The 16,213-nt window shown below is 36.2% G+C and carries 15 protein-coding genes and 1 pseudogene; 10 read left to right on the top strand and 6 right to left on the bottom strand.

Annotation, left to right across the window (positions count from 1 at the left end; all coding sequences use genetic code 11):
• Window positions 1-11 precede the first annotated feature (11 nt).
• Together istA and istB are read left to right on the top strand one after the other, a co-directional pair.
• Window positions 12-1,538 (top strand): IS21 family transposase, encoded by a 1,527-nt coding sequence (gene istA / locus ACM26V_RS22295; RefSeq protein ID WP_416148966.1) that lies wholly within the window; start codon window positions 12-14, stop codon window positions 1,536-1,538.
• Entirely contained in the window at window positions 1,535-2,293 is a 759-nt protein-coding gene (gene istB, locus ACM26V_RS22290; protein WP_416148965.1) for an IS21-like element helper ATPase IstB, read from the top strand. The genes istA and istB overlap by 4 nt, the downstream gene beginning before the upstream one ends.
• Window positions 2,294-2,494: 201 nt before the next feature.
• Here istB and ACM26V_RS22285 read toward each other — a convergent pair whose 3' ends face one another.
• From ACM26V_RS22285 to ACM26V_RS22270, 4 genes are all read right to left on the bottom strand, one after another.
• The gene (locus ACM26V_RS22285) at window positions 2,495-3,595 is read right to left on the bottom strand and encodes a saccharopine dehydrogenase NADP-binding domain-containing protein (protein WP_416148964.1); all 1,101 of its coding nucleotides are present in this window, start codon (window positions 3,593-3,595) and stop codon (window positions 2,495-2,497) included.
• 258 nt (window positions 3,596-3,853) lie between these two features.
• On the bottom strand, window positions 3,854-4,345 hold the full coding sequence (locus ACM26V_RS22280) for an OsmC family protein (protein ID WP_416148963.1): 492 nt from the start codon (window positions 4,343-4,345) through the stop codon (window positions 3,854-3,856).
• Window positions 4,338-5,519 carry a 5-methyltetrahydropteroyltriglutamate--homocysteine methyltransferase gene (locus ACM26V_RS22275; RefSeq protein ID WP_416148962.1) on the bottom strand — a complete coding sequence of 394 codons (1,182 nt, stop codon included), beginning with the start codon at window positions 5,517-5,519 and terminating at the stop codon, window positions 4,338-4,340. The genes ACM26V_RS22280 and ACM26V_RS22275 overlap by 8 nt, the downstream gene beginning before the upstream one ends.
• Before the next feature lie 134 nt (window positions 5,520-5,653).
• On the bottom strand, window positions 5,654-6,481 hold the full coding sequence (locus ACM26V_RS22270; RefSeq protein ID WP_416148961.1) for a phosphate/phosphite/phosphonate ABC transporter substrate-binding protein: 828 nt from the start codon (window positions 6,479-6,481) through the stop codon (window positions 5,654-5,656).
• A 142-nt stretch (window positions 6,482-6,623) separates the two neighbouring features.
• On the opposite strand from ACM26V_RS22270, the gene tnpB reads away from it, so the two are divergent.
• Window positions 6,624-7,796, top strand: a complete 1,173-nt coding sequence (gene tnpB, locus ACM26V_RS22265; RefSeq protein ID WP_416148960.1) for an IS200/IS605 family element RNA-guided endonuclease TnpB — start codon at window positions 6,624-6,626, stop codon at window positions 7,794-7,796.
• An 80-nt stretch (window positions 7,797-7,876) separates the two neighbouring features.
• On the opposite strand, the gene ACM26V_RS22260 is transcribed toward tnpB, so the two are convergent.
• Window positions 7,877-9,004 carry an acyl-CoA dehydrogenase family protein gene (locus ACM26V_RS22260; protein WP_416148959.1) on the bottom strand — a complete coding sequence of 376 codons (1,128 nt, stop codon included), beginning with the start codon at window positions 9,002-9,004 and terminating at the stop codon, window positions 7,877-7,879.
• A gap of 313 nt (window positions 9,005-9,317) precedes the next feature.
• The gene (locus tag ACM26V_RS22255) at window positions 9,318-10,043 is read right to left on the bottom strand and encodes an alpha/beta hydrolase family protein (protein WP_416148958.1); all 726 of its coding nucleotides are present in this window, start codon (window positions 10,041-10,043) and stop codon (window positions 9,318-9,320) included.
• Between the two features lie 168 nt (window positions 10,044-10,211).
• Between ACM26V_RS22255 and ACM26V_RS22250 the strand changes: the two are divergent.
• The 7 genes and pseudogenes from ACM26V_RS22250 (at window position 10,212) to ACM26V_RS22220 (ending at window position 15,983) form a co-directional block, all read left to right on the top strand.
• Window positions 10,212-10,682 (top strand): annotated as a pseudogene (locus ACM26V_RS22250) (alpha-amylase family glycosyl hydrolase).
• 189 nt (window positions 10,683-10,871) lie between these two features.
• The gene (locus tag ACM26V_RS22245) at window positions 10,872-12,149 is read left to right on the top strand and encodes an ABC transporter substrate-binding protein (RefSeq protein WP_416148957.1); all 1,278 of its coding nucleotides are present in this window, start codon (window positions 10,872-10,874) and stop codon (window positions 12,147-12,149) included.
• A 124-nt stretch (window positions 12,150-12,273) separates the two neighbouring features.
• Window positions 12,274-13,134 (top strand): carbohydrate ABC transporter permease, encoded by an 861-nt coding sequence (locus ACM26V_RS22240; protein WP_416148956.1) that lies wholly within the window; start codon window positions 12,274-12,276, stop codon window positions 13,132-13,134.
• Complete coding sequence (locus tag ACM26V_RS22235; RefSeq protein ID WP_416148955.1) at window positions 13,134-13,943, top strand: carbohydrate ABC transporter permease; 810 nt, start codon at window positions 13,134-13,136, stop codon at window positions 13,941-13,943. The genes ACM26V_RS22240 and ACM26V_RS22235 overlap by 1 nt, the downstream gene beginning before the upstream one ends.
• An 88-nt stretch (window positions 13,944-14,031) precedes the next feature.
• A complete protein-coding gene (locus ACM26V_RS22230) occupies window positions 14,032-14,760 on the top strand; it encodes a ThuA domain-containing protein (protein ID WP_416148954.1) in 729 nt (242 codons plus the stop codon).
• 156 nt (window positions 14,761-14,916) lie between these two features.
• Window positions 14,917-15,627, top strand: coding sequence for a YesL family protein (locus tag ACM26V_RS22225; RefSeq protein WP_416148953.1), 711 nt, complete (start codon window positions 14,917-14,919; stop codon window positions 15,625-15,627).
• 188 nt (window positions 15,628-15,815) lie between these two features.
• On the top strand, window positions 15,816-15,983 hold the full coding sequence (locus ACM26V_RS22220; protein WP_416148952.1) for a hypothetical protein: 168 nt from the start codon (window positions 15,816-15,818) through the stop codon (window positions 15,981-15,983).
• Window positions 15,984-16,213: the final 230 nt, after the last annotated feature.

The raw sequence follows: 16,213 nt of genomic DNA, 5'->3' as shown, positions 1-16,213 counted from the left end.
GGAAGAAAAGGATGATTGATATGGCTCAACATTATAATATCAAATTTTTAAAAGAGGTTGAAGGTTTATCAGAAAGAAGGATCGCAAAAAAGCTTGGTATTTCAAGGAATACTGTAAGTAAATATCTTAATCAATCAGAACTCCCCACGGCGATTAATAGACAAAGAATCTATGGATCCAAACAATATTCAGGTGAAACGAAACGAGTATTGCCAATCATCGATCAGTGGCTAGAAGATGATTTGAAGCATTGGGTGAAACAAAAACATACGGCAGCTAGAATCTATAAGAGACTCGTTGATGAGTATGCATTTAAAGGCTCGGCATCTAATATTCGAAAAGTGGTTGCTAAGCGAAGAAAGAAACTTCAAAAAGTATTTATTCCTTTGGAATTTCAACTGGGACATCAATTTCAATTTGACTGGGGTGAAGCTGATATTATTCTTCAAGGCCGAACCCTACGGGTTTATCTCTTCTGTATTCAGTTATCCGCTAGTCGCATGCGATTTGTTAGGGCCTATCTTCACGAGAAACAAGAAGCCTTTCTCGATGGTTTTGTTCATGCCTTTGAATTCTTTGGAGGAGTACCAACAGAAGGACTCTATGACAATCTGAAAACGGCAGTACAAAAAACTTTAAAAGGAAGAGATCGCATAGAGCAAGAGACATTTCTCGCTCTACAAGCCCATTATTTATTTAAATCAGAGTTTTGTAATGTTCGTTCTGGAAATGAAAAAGGACGAGTCGAAGGGACGGTTGGTTATATTCGAAGAAATGCCTTCGTTCCACTTCCGGCAGTTCAATCAATGGAAGAGTTAAATGATTCCTTGAAAGAATGGTGTTTAAAGGAATCAGAAAGGACCATGGTTCCAAATTCCAAAGAGACTGTGGCTCAAATGTGGGAGAAAGAAAAAGGTTATCTACACGCCCTTCCTGATCAGGTTTTTGAAGCGTGTAAGTTGGTATCATGTCAGGTGAATAAAACGTCTTTAGTTACCATTGAGACCAATCAATACTCTGTTCCATGTCAATTTGTCGGGAAAGCTGTTTGGGCAAAAATTTTTGTCGATCAGGTGATCATAGTGGCTCAAAATCAAGTGATCGCAGAACATTCTCGATCTTATGAACGACATCAAATGTTTACGAATCTTGATCATTATCTTGATGCTCTACTAAAGAAGCCACGGGCAATCAGAGATGCACACGCCTTTCAATCTTCTGAGATTCCAGACGTATTCAAACGGTATCATCGTAAGATGAGAGAACAAGAAGGAGCAATTGGAGATCAAAAGTTCATCCGTCTTCTCCTCTTACATCGTGAGATTGGCTTACCCATGTTAACTCAAGCTTTAATCGAAGCTGAGAAGACTCACGTATTTCGCTATGAGGTGGTTCACGATATCATTCAACAACTTACAAATGAGGGTGTGACCATTCATGACCTTTCAAGAGAAAAAACGCCTACGAGTTTACTAGACTATAAAGTTCAAAAATCGAACGTAGAACAATACGGTTTACTGACAGGAGGGAAGAAATGATGGCCACAACAACGTTACTCCTGGAGCATATGACGAAACAATTAAGAACGCCTACGATCGCTCAAAACTACGAATCTCTCGCAAGAGAGGCTGAAGAGCGGAACCTTAGTTATGAAGAGTACTTGTTAGCTTTATTAGATTTGGAAGTGAAAACACGAGAAGAAAATTTAAAACAACGTCGACTTAAACAAGCTACTTTTCCCGTTCATAAAACGTTAGATGCCTATGATTTTAGTTTAATGCCCAGCTTAAACCGAAACCGATTTTTAACGTTAGGACAAGGGGATTTCGTAGAAAAAAAGGAGAATATTATTTTCCTTGGTAACAGCGGGACAGGGAAATCTCATTTAGCAACAGGAATAGGTATTGAAATGATCCAAAATGGATACAAAGTCAAGTTTATAACAGCATCAGAATTGGTAGAAGAACTATTGATGGCAAAGGAAGAACATAAACTAAATGCTCTCGAAAAGAAGTGGCTCAAATTAGATGTGATCATTATAGATGAACTCGGATATGTGCCCTTTTCAAAGGTTGGATCAGAGCTATTATTTCAATTTTTCTCCAGTCGATATGAACGTGGGAGTGTCATCATTACAACCAACTTAGAGTTCAGTGAATGGACGAGTTTATTTGGCGATGACAAGATGACCGCAGCTCTTTTAGATCGACTCACTCATCGATCACATATCCATTTACTAAATGGCGAATCATATCGTTTTAGACAAAGTATGAAACAGAATGAAGGAGGCTAAAGAACATGCGGAAGTTGGGAGAGGGTTGCCCCTCCCCGGGGCAACCCTCTCCCAACTTCCAATCCTACCCATTAATGGGTGGTCAAAGATGATAAGTGGCTCACTTTTAAAGTGATCGCTGTGGCTCAATATTATGTTGACAAAAACACCATTGATCCTCTCTACATTTAACCGCCGGACCGGAGCAACTAGAGGTATCCGTCAATTCAAGGTATTCACCTCATGATTATAAGTCACTTCATCATCTAGGCTCGATAATATATCATCTAAGTCAAAAAGCTGTTCCGTGTAGTGTACACCAGGTGAATAATTGTGTTGGATTAACTTATTTCCTACTATTGAGGCAACATGACCTGTTATCTCTGTATTATTTGAACCGAATAATACAGACTCAATTGTTTCTTCTTTTCCGTTGATTTCTCCATTTACTTCGGCTTTAATTAGATAATTATTTGAACCTATTTTTAACTTTTCAAAAATATACAAAGCCCCAACAAATATATTTACAATAATACTTTTTAAGACCTTATATTTTAATAGCTTAAAAACACCTATCTTTTTTAGAAATCCTAATTCGTTTGTTGTAAAAGCGGAATCATAGAAAAATCGAGAAGATACATTTTTTAATTCAAGTGTTTTAGAGACAATATGCTGATCAGCTAGGTCGAATCTATAAGCTTTCCTTTTTCCATACTTCTTAGGTAACTCTACATTTCTGCCTTCCGTAAAACTACTTACTTTTCTACTTTGTCCGTTTTCAAATATAAAATAATTACTATTGATATTATTTAGCAACCACTCTACTCCATCTCTCCCATGCTTTTCGCCAACCCCAAGCATTAGAAAAATATCGGTTTTAGTAACTTTATCAAAGTGGGGAATTATTTTTTTTACCATGAGATTAGTTAAACCTGGAGCTAAGCCTACTCCTAATACTAACGTTGTTTCTGATTCAAGTGCTTTAGAATGTAAGTTTTCAATTTTTGAAAGAATTCCATAAGAAGGGGATATATCTATATAATTAACTTTATTTTGTATACACTTTTCTACAAAACTAGTACCTTTTTGGTCGAGGCACATTATTACTAGCTGTGTGCTTTTAAATACTTCATGGCTTGCATCCAAATTATAAATATCTAGTTCCAGAGGTATCACTTTCTCATTTGTAGACAAGGAAAATTTTACAGCCTTATTGAAATTTCTACCAGCTGCAATAACTTTTTTAGGGTACTTATGAGATAAATTTTTGCATATGACACTGCCTACTTGACCGTACCCACCGATTACTAAAATATTTTTCATTAGAAAACCTACCTCCTTATTCTCCAAAACTAATTTTAACATATGTACCTAAATATGTATTTCAGATTACTTTTCATAAAATAAAAGAAATTTGACAAAAAGAATAAACAAAAAAAGACCCCTTCTTCAAGAAGTCTTTACTCGCAGTTACATCTTTATTTACCTTCATAAGTTAGTAGTGAGCAGATCCACATGCCTTGAGTAAAATACAAATCAATTTACTTCTTTGTATAATTTATTCCTGTTGAGTGTAATTTCTCATACAAGCTTTTTAAATATTACCTCAAGTTCCATAGATCTCTTCAAAGTATTGTAAACTGGGGAATTTTTAAGCGCCTTCGTGCAAAATCCAGTAAAATCATCTTCCTCAAGATCAGCGTACAAATAAACTGTTACGGTGATTTTTCTAATAAATGGTTCTTCATCATAGCCTTTTACACCGAGCAAAGATAGCGGATTTTCTAGCGAAAGATTTAAAACTCCTTCCATTTCTTCAATAATGTCACCATTCTTTTTCGACTGCTCCAATAGTGTTAATATAATGCTACTTAAAATCGATCCTGCAAAGTATTCAAGGCTGCTGATTTTTTCGTCCTCTGAATCAAAGTTAATTTGCTTTTCAATGTGAATATTGCTTTTATTTGTATAAACTTTTACAGATGAGAGATCATTTGACGTGCCCCTAAAGTTCATATCAAATATTTTCGACTCATATAATGTGTTTCCATCATGTGTCGACTTGTTATTCATGTTTTCTCCTTAACAATCCAGCCGCTTCTGTTATCGACCGTATTTTATCGGAGATATTTTCAAGGACGTTAACTGGACTGCTTGAGAAGGTTGCAAAACCGCAGTCAGGATTTAACCATATCTTTTCTTTTGGAAGGTAATTCATTCCCTCTTCAACTCTTGAGAGAATCGAGTCCACTGTCTCAATTTCATCTGTTCGTGGATTTACAACTCCTAAACCAAGTGCTGTTTGCTCTCCGATTCTTGTATCAGCTAATAGTGAGCTCAGTTCCCCTGCCCTTGGCGTTGAAAATTCAAGTGTCAAAAGATCTGGATTCACCTTAGTAAATAAATCAAGCAATGGAGTATATGGACCTGTTAATAATATGCTTTCATCTTTGCTCCAATTACCTCTGCAAACATGAAGAGCAGCAACTGTCTTTGTTCTATCTATATGCTCCATAACCTGTCCAATCAAGCTACTGGCGAATTCTAGCTCTTCTTTAGGATCCTTTCTTTCGGAAAGAGCAGCGCACATAAATGACCTTGGATTTCCATCAGTGAAGACTACCTCGGTCAAAACTGGTTCATCAAATTGAATCACATCGACTCCTATGTTAATTAGATTGTCTATCTCTTCCTTTAAAATTTGGATGACATCTTGCCCAAGTTCTTCTTTACTATCGTAAAATTCCCCTGAAAGGTTAGGCACCCACATCGATCTAGTAAGGAGATAGGGACCTGGTAATGTTACCTTAACGGGTTTATCAGTATATTTCTTCATCATCCTAAGCTCATCTGCGACAATATCACCTTTGTATTTTAGTTTACCGACACAAATAGCATTTTTAATACTGACTGCAGGAACATCAAGCGTGGTCAGAATGTTCTCAAAAGCTTTTTTATCATCAATATAATCGAGCAGTTCACTCATGTTCATCATTCTAACGCCTTCAATTTTATCGGAAACAAAGGACACGTAGTTATCCCGTCCAATTTCTCCACTCGTTATGATGTCAATCCCAAAATCCTCTTGTAATTTAATCACCTTTTCGGTTTCCATCTCAATAAGCTTGTTAAAGTCGTTTGGTTCAATAGTTCCTTTTCTATTCTTTCTAAGTGCGCTTAGAACCTCTTTCGATCTAGGCATGCTTCCCATTAAGGAAGTAGGAAAAAGCGGTAATAAACTATTCATGTTTCTCATCTCCCAAAGTGGTATAAATAGTTAAAAGAGAAGCAAAACGACGCTTCTCCTTTAGAAAGCTATTTTTAAAAAACTAGATTATTTGAAACGGTTAATCTTATAAGATGAAAGAATGATCCATCGAATTACTTATTAAATAACTTTAAATAGTCATTGGCTTCACGTATTTGCTGAAATCCTGTGATTCTACCTTCAACCCATTCCTTCAAGCCTTCCATCTCCATCATCTTCTTATGGTCTTCATTGTTGTAATCCATTCTATGAAGCACCGTTTCCCATTCCATGAACTTTCCCTTTGAAAAATCAGGCTGTGCTACGAAAATACAGTGGTCAAACAATTCTGTTGTTTCAATACAAACTAATTGATTTTCATCAATCGTGCCATCCTTTATCCAAGCGTCCCAGTTTAAATCAAGAGCAACAGCTGCATCTACAGTGCCTGCCATCAAAGCTTTAATCGCATCTAGCTCTCCACCAATATGGTCTCCATGTAGGCCGACGCCAATATTAAACATTTTCTCTGTATAGTTCTCTCCATACTCAAGGCCATTTTTATGTAAATGGTTGATTGGTATCAATCTTGCTTGAGGAGAATCTATAGCTCCAAAGCCAATCGTCTTACCCTTTAACCCAACAAGATTTGTTATACCACTATCTTTCCTAACAATGAAGCAAGTTTTTCGGTCTCTATCAGTATCTCTCATTGAACCCATCTGGCATTTCCCATCGGTTCTCGTATAAGTGTCCAACCATGCTAGAGGAGAATTCCAGGCGATGTCTATTTCCTTGTTCATAAATCCGTCAACCTGACCTTCATAATCCATATAGAAGACACACTCTATTTCAAGCCCTTCCTCTTTGAAAAAATCAGCTATAACTCCCCAGATCACTGTAACTCTGGGATCATAAATTACTGCTCCTACTTTTATTTTATCATTATTCAATGAACTCACTCCTTTTTATCTTTATCGTTTTCCGACAGAAGACTCCCTCTTCAATTGCGATAAGGGGGAGATGAATGGCGGTTGGCGCTAGCCAAAACACTCACCTCATGATATAATTAGAACAAACGTTCCTGTCAAATGAGGTGATGTCATGGTAGTAAAAAAAGCGGTTAAATTCCGTATTTTTCCTCATCAAAAACAAGTCGAGCTTATTCATAAAACGCTCGGTTGTTCTAGATTCGTGTTCAATTTCTTCCTCGGTAAACAGAAGCAAAAAGACGCTTACTGGTACATGGTCGAAGAAATGGTGCAAAACGGTCATCTACCTTCAAATAACTGGAAAGGAGAGCTTTTCAACAAATACGACTCGATTAAGGCGGTTCGCCAGTTAAAAGAGCACTATCCTTTCTTAAAAGAAGTGGATAGTATTTCCCTGCAAAAGTCCGTTGAAAACCTAGCTGATTCTTACCAACAGTATTATAAAAAACAAACCAAAGCCCCTAAGTTTAAAAGTAAAAAGAACATTGTACAATCCTATGTCACGAAGCAAACCAATGGAAATATCGCTGTTTTCGATCAACACATCAAGTTGCCGAAGCTTGGTCTTGTTCGGTTTGCTAAAAGTCGTGACGTGGACGGGCGAATCATCAATGCGACCATACGACGCTACCCAAGTGGTAAGTACTTTGTGTCGATCTTAGCTGAAACAGACATCGTTGAAATGCCGAAGACAAACGCCAGTACAGGTGTTAATCTAGGACTAAAAGACTTCGCTACCCTTGCAGATGGAACAAGATATAGAAACCATCGTTATTTTAAGTCGTTAGAACAAAAGGTAGCAAAGGCTCAACAGGTTCTATCAAGGCGAGTTATTGGTTCTAGCAACTGGAATAAGCAACGAATCAAGGTCGCTCGAATTCACGAAAAGATTGAAAACAAGCGTACAGATTTCTTGCATAAGACCTCGACGGATATCATCAAAAACCACGATATTATCGGAATGGAGAGTCTGCAAGTATCGAACATGATGAAAAATAAGAAAACAGCTCAATCGATCGCTGATGTATCTTGGTCTCAATTTAAGACCCTGTTGAAATATAAAGCTAAATGGTACGGGAAGACGGTGGTGGAAGTGAGCAAAACCTTCCCTAGCTCACAACGTTGTTCAAGTTGCGGCTATAAAAACAAAGACGTGAAAGATCTGAATTTGCGTGAGTGGACTTGTGTTTGTGGCATGCATCACGACCGCGATATGAACGCAGGATTAAATCTCAAAAATGAAGCTATAAGGCTTCTAACCGTCGGAGCGACGGGGATAGCCTAATCAAAACTTTCGGTTACGAAGGTGTTCTTAGGAATCCCCCACTTCAAACAGTTCACAAGAGCAGTTAAGTGGCGGGTAGTTCAAGGAATCATCTGTCCTGTTAGTGTTTTTCCAAGCCAAACCGTCAGAACGTCGCTACTTGGAGCCATAACTTGTCCTGCATAGGAATCTCTCAGAAGTCTTTCAATAGGAAGAGCCTTATTATAAGCTTTTCCTCCGCCAACTCTCATTGCAAGTGTTCCACATTCAATTGCTGCTTCTGAGGCAAAGATTCTTGCCGCCAAAATCTTTGCAAGTGCATCCGCTTCTTGATTGGCACCTGCATTCGCAGCGTCTAAAGTAAGTGCTCTTGCTGCTGCCGCATTTTTGTAGATATGTCCAATATGCGTTTGTACCGTTTCAATATTTGAAAGGGAACTTTCATCAGGATATTTCCTATCGACAGCATGTTTGCTAACTTCTTCAAACATATGCATGGCAGTGCCGCTGTATACTGATCCTAGTCCTGTGATGAAGAATGGTGCTACGACGTTGAATACCTGCTCTTCACCTGAACCTTCTTCTCCAATGCGATAAGAGGAATCCAAAGTCACATTATCAAAGTGCATTGGACATGACGAGTTCCCCCTCATTCCTAGACCATTCCAAGTTGACATTTCAAAACTTAAGCCTTTTTCCTCGATTGGGAACACCCAGTTGTTTATTTTCCCTTCTTCAACAGATGGTGCAAGAACGAGATAGTAGGAAGCATACGTTGCAGAAGTTACCATGCTCTTTGTTCCGTTAAAAATCGTGTTGTCACCGTTAACCTCAGCAGAAATTTCCGGATTATAGAAATGTGTTCCTGTTCCAATTTCGCTGAAGGCTAAAGCCAAGAATTCCCCTTTTTCTACGATGCCTGAAAAAATCTTTTTCTTAAGTTCGTCACTTCCATAAGTTATAACACACATTAATGCAACATTATGCATCATATAGCAAAGAGCAGTTGTAGAACAAGACTCGGCAAATGCCAAACAAGCCTCTGCATGTTCAACAAGTCCTTTACCAGATCCTCCATATTCTTCAGGTACAAGTAACTTCAAATAACCTTTATCGCCTAATTCCTTGAAGGATTCTTCAGGGAATTTCGACTCCTTATCTGTCAATTCGGTATAAGGTAGTATGTAAGATTTTGCAAAATCCTTGCCTTCTTGATATACATTGTTCATAGTATCCTCCTTGTGAATTTATTCCTATTATTTTAAAACTTCCAATAATACTTTATAAATTATTATTATGTTTATCATAACATATCATTATATTAAATCCCTTGGTAATTTCATATATTTGGATTCTTAATTTAGTAACTTAACTCAGATTAGAAAACGACTATCTCAAGGATAGTACACCGAGTATAAATAATTGATTTACTTTTCCACACAACATGAAAAGAAGCAGATTCCCATTATCGGAGATCTGCTTCTTTGATAGTATGGCCATATTAAAAAACAGCAAATAATATTCATTCAATTGGTTAGGATCTCAAGAGTTTTCTTTTACAAATTTAAAGGTCATATCCGCTACTTTTTTATTACCCGCTTCTGAAAAACCATGTTCTTCTCCCGGAAATACTTCCATCCTTGCATGAGGATACAGCTTTGCAGCTTTCTCTCCATATTCGAGTGTCGCAATTTCATCTTGGTCACCTTGAAAAATCAGGACATTCTTATGGAAATTCCCAATATGTTCAAATACATTGTAACCATGAATAGATTCAAAAAATACTCTGCCCAACGTCACATCCCAAAACTCATAAGTGTCGGGAATACTGTCTATTTTAGGGAATGTTGCAGTCCAGTTATCTGTGACACAAAATGCAGGAAACAGCAATAAGATTCCTTTAATTTCATCTATGTAATCTTCCGTAACTAATGCTGTTACCAATCCTCCCTGACTTGATCCGAATAGAAAGATATTGTCACGATCGACATCATCCCTATCTTTTATCATATCAATTACGGCGCAGAGATCTTCTTTTTCTGTAAATAGAGACATTTCAGAAGTCTTAAGATCACTTTTAGAATTTACAGATCCACCACAGAAATCAAAACAATATGCACCCACACCATTACCCGCTAAATATTCACTATTCATAGCAAAATCTACATTCGTTCCGTTAAAACCATGGCTGAAGATAACGGCAGGGCAGTTTTTTCTATCAACTGGCATATAGAAGACGCCATAAATTTTCCTACTACGATGTTTCATGTCTACTACTTTTTTTCGAATTTTTTCATTTAAATCCTCCAAAAATTATATATTCGTATTTATTAGTACATCTATCGACTAAGTAGCTATCCATTGGTTTCTAATGAATTACACTATCTCAAAAGCGTTTATCATAACTTCTTCGTGGGTCTTACTTTCCTTTAGCACATTCTTATACAAATTCTTAATTATGTTATTTCGATTTGTCCTATATTTAGTTCACCAAATGATGATAACGATTATGATATTAGTGACTATAAAGGCATTAAGGAGGAGTTTGGAACAATGGCTGATTTTGATCAGCTACTAAAGGAAGTACACAACCGTGATATTAAATTAATACTCGATCTTGTCATTAGAACATCATTGGTTCGTGGTGTCTCGTTCATCTAAGGAGAATCCTTACAGGGAATATTATATTTGGCACCCGGGTAAAAAAGAAGTTCGAAACCGAACAACTGGGAATCTATATTTGAATGTTAGGCCTGGGAATATGATGAAAATACGAAAGAATATTTCATGCATGTATTTTCAAGTAAACAACCAGATCCAGATTTAAATTGGGTAAATCCTGATGTCCGTAGAGACTTATATGAAATGGTCAATTGGTGGTTAGATAAAGGGTTTGATAAATCATAAAATTATTTATTGTTCAATCTTGAAAGCTATGTTAAACTTTAAATCACGCAAACGTTTGCACAATATTGCATAATTGGGAGGGGATTTAGAACTAATAGAATACTTACAAACAATCGTGGCAATTGATTAAAGTGATGTTTTTGTAAGCATAATCAGAAATTTATTTCAAAATTAAGGGGTGTACCTACAATGAAAAAATTCTTTTCAATAATCTCTTTTGTAGCTATGATGATTGCATTAGTAACGGCTTGCTCATTTGGTTCTGACAATGCAGGAGATGACCAAATAACTGTTGATGTTTTCCAGTTTAAAGTTGAATTTAGAGAACAATTCGAAGACCTCGTTGCAATGTATGAAGATGAAAATCCTAATGTGACAATTAATGTGCAAACATTAGGTGGTGGAAGTGATTATGGTGCTACTTTACGTACTAACTTTTCTTCTGGTGATGAACCTGATGTCTTTAACTTTGGAGGACCAACAGATAGAGATGAATACCGTGAATACTTAGCTGACTTATCTGATACGGAAGCTGCGCAATTAGCTCTTGATGGAACATTAGACGTTGCGACCGATGGTGACGAAATTGTCGGATTACCATATAACCAAGAAGGTTATGGATTAATTTATAACAAACGAATTTTTGAAGAAGCAGGAATCGATCCAGAAAGTATCTCAACATATGAGGACTTAGAAAGTGCGGTTCAAGAATTGGAAAATAAAAAAGAGGAACTTGGAATTGATGCTGCTATTGCATTACCTGGAAGTGAAGCCTGGGTACTTGGTAATCACTTAGCTAATGTATTCTTAGCGCCAGAATTTAACCATAACATTCTTGAAGCGTATGAATCTGATACTGTACCTTTTGAAAAAGGTGATGAAATGAAGCGCCTTTTAGACTTACAAGCAACTTATTCTGTACAACCTGTTGCTAGTCTTGACTACTCTCAACAAGTAGAAGAGTTATTCTCTTTAGAAAGAGTCGCAATGATACAACAAGGCAACTGGGTTTACCCTACCATTTATGATATGGACCCTGACTTTGCAGTGGATGGAATTGGATTTATCCCTATTCCAGTAGAAGGTTATGAAAACCACCTACCAGTAGGAATTCCTCAGCATTGGGCAGTAAATAAGAATAGTGATGAAGAAGTTATTCAAGCTGGGAAAGACTTTTTAGATTGGATGTATACTTCAGAAGCTGGTAAAGATGCAGTAATCAATGACTTTAACTTCATTCCAGCATATGAGGGATATGATGCATCCGATATAGTCGATCCACTATCTAAACAAGTTTATGAATATTCAGAAGCTGGTAAGACAATTGGGTGGGTATTCATGGGGGCTCCTACTGCTTGGAGTGACGATCAACTAGGTACAAATATGCAGCGTTATTTAAGTGATGATATGACTTGGGATGAAATGATTGAAGAATCACGCAACTCATGGGAATCTGCTAGACAATAATACTTGAGTAGAAATGAGGGTGACGGATAAGGATCTTTATCCTTACCTAGTCACCCTTAATCTATAAATAAGAGATATTTTACAATTTCATTACTAAAATTTCACACAGCAGGAGGCAGGAGAAATGCGAAATCGCGATCTATCATTCTGGTTATTTTTATCCCCGGTCCTTATTGCATTAGGGATTGTTGTTTTCATTCCGTTATTTTTCGGTTTGTTTTATTCATTTACCGATTGGAATGGTTTCAATATTACTGAATTTCTAGGCCTTCAAAATTATATTAGTCTATTACAAGATCGAGTGTTCTTAAATTCTTTATGGTTCACAACACAATTTGCAGTTGTTAGTGTGATTTTGTTAAACGTACTAGGACTAGGTTTGGCCCTAATTGTAACGCAAAAAATTCGATCAAATAATCTGTTAAGAACGATATTCTTTATGCCCAATTTAATTGGTGGGTTAATTCTTGGTTTTATTTGGCAGTTTATTTTCATCCGAGTATTTGCAGCAGTTGGTGAAGCCATTGGAGTTGAGGCCTTATCGGGTTGGCTTTCCACTACTGCAACAGGTTTTTGGGGGTTAGTCATTTTATCGAGCTGGCAAATGGCTGGTTATATTATGATTATTTACATTGCATATTTACAAAATATACCTAATGAATTAGTTGAGGCTGCAAAAATAGACGGAGCAAACAACTTTCAACGATTTAAAAATATTACGTTTCCACTTATTGCGCCAGCATTCACAGTAAGTATGTTTCTTACATTATCTTTTGGGTTTAAAATGTATGACCAAAACCTTGCATTAACAAATGGTGGACCTTATAACTCTACACAAATGGTCGCCATGGAAATTGTAAAGACTGCATTTACACGAAATGAGTTAGCGTATGCTCAGGGTAAGGCAATTATTTTCTTCATTTTAGTGGCCATTATTGCATTAACTCAAGTGTATTACAATAAAAAACGGGAGGTCGAGATGTAATGAAAAAGAAAATATCTTGGGTAGAAATTCTTGGCCTTATATTAGGGTTATTATGGATTTCCCCGTTTTACTTAATGATTGTCAATGCATTTAAGTCAAGAAATGAAATATTCTCAGGTGTACTTGGTTTACCTGAAAGTTTATCATTAGACAACTTTGTTCAAGCATGGCAAGATCTAAATTTTATTAATTCTTTGACTAACTCTTTAATTATTTCCGTGATTAGTGTAGCGATTATTATATTCTTCTCTTCTATGGCAGGATATGCTTTAGCACGAAACAAAAGTAAGCTAAGCGCAGTATTACTATTAATGTTTGTTGCAGCAATGTTAATTCCATTCCAATCAGTAATGATTCCCCTAGTATCTTTATTTAGTCAAGTAGGTATGCTTAATCAGGCGGGGTTAATTTTTATGTACCTCGGGTTTGGATGTAGTTTGTCGATATTCTTATATCATGGTGCGATGACAGGTATTTCCCATTCACTGGATGAAGCAGCATTAATAGATGGTGCAAATAAATGGCAAATATTTATTTACATCATTTTTCCATTACTAAAGCCTATTTCCGTAACAGTTGGTATATTAAATACAATTTGGATTTGGAATGACTATCTCTTACCATCGCTTGTTTTATCTGAATCATCAGCTACAATTCCATTACAAATGTTCTTTTTCTTTGGACAGTATACAACACAGTGGCATTTAGCTTTAGCAGGTTTAGTTCTTGCCGTTATTCCGGTAGTTATTGGTTACTTTCTTGCTCAAAAACAAATAATTGCAGGCGTTTCTGAAGGAGCAGTTAAATAAGAAAGTTTGAGTGAATGATGACAAAAAATGGAGTTTTTTTCGTTTCTAATCAATATCAATAAATTTTATTTTAATGGAGGTTGTTACAATGAATGTATTAGTTTGGAATGAAAACCGTCATGAGAAAAAGAACCCCATAGTATCAGATATTTATCCGAAAGGTATTCATGGAGCTATTGCTGCGTTTTTAAGTGAAGACACTGTGAATGTGAAAACTTCGACATTAGATGAGCCAGAACATGGGCTGACTGATGAAGTTCTTATTGGAACAGATGTACTTATTTGGTGGGGGCATATGGCTCATCATGAAGTACTAGACGAAATAGTAGAAAAAGTACATAAACGAGTGTTGGAAGGAATGGGCTTAATCGTTCTTCATTCAGGCCATTTCTCGAAAATTTTCAAAAAGTTAATGGGTACAACATGTGACCTTAAATGGCGTGAAGCAGATGAAAAAGAGCGTCTTTGGGTTGTAGATCCAAGCCATCCAATTACTGAAGGTATTGGAGAGTACATCGAGCTAGAAAAAGAAGAAATGTATGGAGAACATTTCGACATTCCATCTCCAGACCAACTTATCTTTTTAAGCTGGTTTGAAGGAGGAGAAGTTTTCCGTAGCGGTGCAACATATCAACGTGGAAAAGGAAAGGTTTTCTATTTCCGTCCAGGGCATGAAACGTATCCCACTTATTATAATGAAGAAATTCAACAAGTAATTAAAAATGCGGTTCAGTGGGTGAACAATTCAGATACACCTACTCCAGTATACGGAAATACAAATCCTATAGAAACAATTTCAAAAAAAGAAAAGGGTTAACAAGAATAGTGACATGTCTAAACTAAAAGTACCCAAATCTGGGCTATAGAGTATTGCAAACCACCGTCACGGAATTCTTAAAATGTAAGAATCGAAGAATATTGAACAGGTATGTAGTAATAAAGAGGATTAAACAAAATTAAGGAGGAGTCTAAAGTGAAGAATACTGGATTTTTAGGTGGTTTATATGCTCTAACTGAGTGGATTATGAGATTATCTCTCATTAACTTGCTTTGGATTCTCTTTAATATACCTGTTTTATTTTTGGCTTTAAATATTTTATTCGTTCAGCAAATGCAAGATTTAATCATCATTATTGTTCCCATTACTATGCTTATCCCAATACTTTTTTTCCCAGCAACAACGGCAATGTTTGCGTCGGCACGGAGCTGGCTTATCGAAGTAGACGACCTTCCTATAATTAGAACATATTGGAAATTCTATAAAACTAATTATAAAAAAAGTTTACTTGGTGGCCTTATCTTCACTGCTATATGGGGAATTTGGGCTGTAGATATATATTATTTAAGTGATGTACATGTTTTTCTTATGTATATATTTTTAGCGATGGGAATTATTTTGTTCGTATACACGTTAAATTTTTTCTCTTTACTGTGCCATTATGAAATGAAACTGTTCCCTCTATTGAAAAACACGTTAATTGTGACATTGGCAAGTCCATTATTGTTTCTAACAATTGTACTTAGCAGTGCTTTTATTATATACATTAGTTTTGAGTTCTTCAAATTCCTCATCCCATTTTTTACAGTCTCACTCATTGCTTTTCTTTCTTTCTCTGCCTTTTACCGATTTTATTTAAAAGTTCAAGAAAAGAAAGAAGAAAGAAAGAAAGAAATAAATAAATAGACATGACACTTTTGTAATATGATATCAACGAAAATAACATTCCAAACACTTTATGATTTGGGATGCTATTTTCGTTGATATTTAATATTTTTTTCATCAAAAGTGAACTACTCTTCAAATCTAGGAACCTCTTTTTACACCCTGTAGAATTTATTGCTTTAATTTACCTATCTTTTGTCAAAAAGAAAATGCAAGATGCGAATTTATTTGATCAGTGGACCCTTCAAGTCCTGTTAGATGAATTGGATACAATTGAGCTGTTTGAAGCGCCAGAGCATGGACGAACGATCGGGGAAATCACGAAAAAGCTGAAAGAAACCTATGGAGCTATGGAGATCAAACCTCCATCGTTATAAATTCTGGGAATCTAGGATTAAGATCACCCAAATTTTAATTAAAGAAGTCATTAATCCAATTAACCATAAGCTTCCACTAGTAGAAAAGATAGATTATCTCTGAGTGAAAAAGTTACTAGGGATCTAGTTGTTATTGCTCCAGCTATTTTTTCAAACCTAATATCAACTTTTTTAATCAATAAGTATTCCAGACACTTATTCCTCTGGAGTATTTTGGTGCACCGAGATGA

The organism is Salipaludibacillus sp. HK11 (assembly GCF_047795645.1).
GTDB lineage: Bacteria > Bacillota > Bacilli > Bacillales > Salisediminibacteriaceae > Salipaludibacillus.
The sequence above is the reverse complement of the archived record's forward strand: the minus strand, read 5'-3'. Positions and strand labels throughout refer to the sequence as shown.

Excerpts from the sequence above, each read along its gene's own strand:
- istB (WP_416148965.1), top strand. The coding sequence starts at position 1,535 with ATGATGGCCACAACAACGTTACTCCTGGAGCATATGACGAAACAATTA.
- ACM26V_RS22275 (WP_416148962.1), bottom strand. The coding sequence starts at position 5,519 with ATGAATAGTTTATTACCGCTTTTTCCTACTTCCTTAATGGGAAGCATG.
- ACM26V_RS22260 (WP_416148959.1), bottom strand. The coding sequence starts at position 9,004 with ATGAACAATGTATATCAAGAAGGCAAGGATTTTGCAAAATCTTACATA.
- tnpB (WP_416148960.1), top strand. The coding sequence starts at position 6,624 with ATGGTAGTAAAAAAAGCGGTTAAATTCCGTATTTTTCCTCATCAAAAA.
- ACM26V_RS22240 (WP_416148956.1), top strand. The coding sequence starts at position 12,274 with ATGCGAAATCGCGATCTATCATTCTGGTTATTTTTATCCCCGGTCCTT.
- ACM26V_RS22230 (WP_416148954.1), top strand. The coding sequence starts at position 14,032 with ATGAATGTATTAGTTTGGAATGAAAACCGTCATGAGAAAAAGAACCCC.
- ACM26V_RS22280 (WP_416148963.1), bottom strand. The coding sequence starts at position 4,345 with ATGAATAACAAGTCGACACATGATGGAAACACATTATATGAGTCGAAA.
- ACM26V_RS22220 (WP_416148952.1), top strand. The coding sequence starts at position 15,816 with ATGCAAGATGCGAATTTATTTGATCAGTGGACCCTTCAAGTCCTGTTA.
- ACM26V_RS22255 (WP_416148958.1), bottom strand. The coding sequence starts at position 10,043 with ATGAAACATCGTAGTAGGAAAATTTATGGCGTCTTCTATATGCCAGTT.
- ACM26V_RS22245 (WP_416148957.1), top strand. The coding sequence starts at position 10,872 with ATGAAAAAATTCTTTTCAATAATCTCTTTTGTAGCTATGATGATTGCA.
- ACM26V_RS22285 (WP_416148964.1), bottom strand. The coding sequence starts at position 3,595 with ATGAAAAATATTTTAGTAATCGGTGGGTACGGTCAAGTAGGCAGTGTC.
- istA (WP_416148966.1), top strand. The coding sequence starts at position 12 with ATGATTGATATGGCTCAACATTATAATATCAAATTTTTAAAAGAGGTT.
- ACM26V_RS22235 (WP_416148955.1), top strand. The coding sequence starts at position 13,134 with ATGAAAAAGAAAATATCTTGGGTAGAAATTCTTGGCCTTATATTAGGG.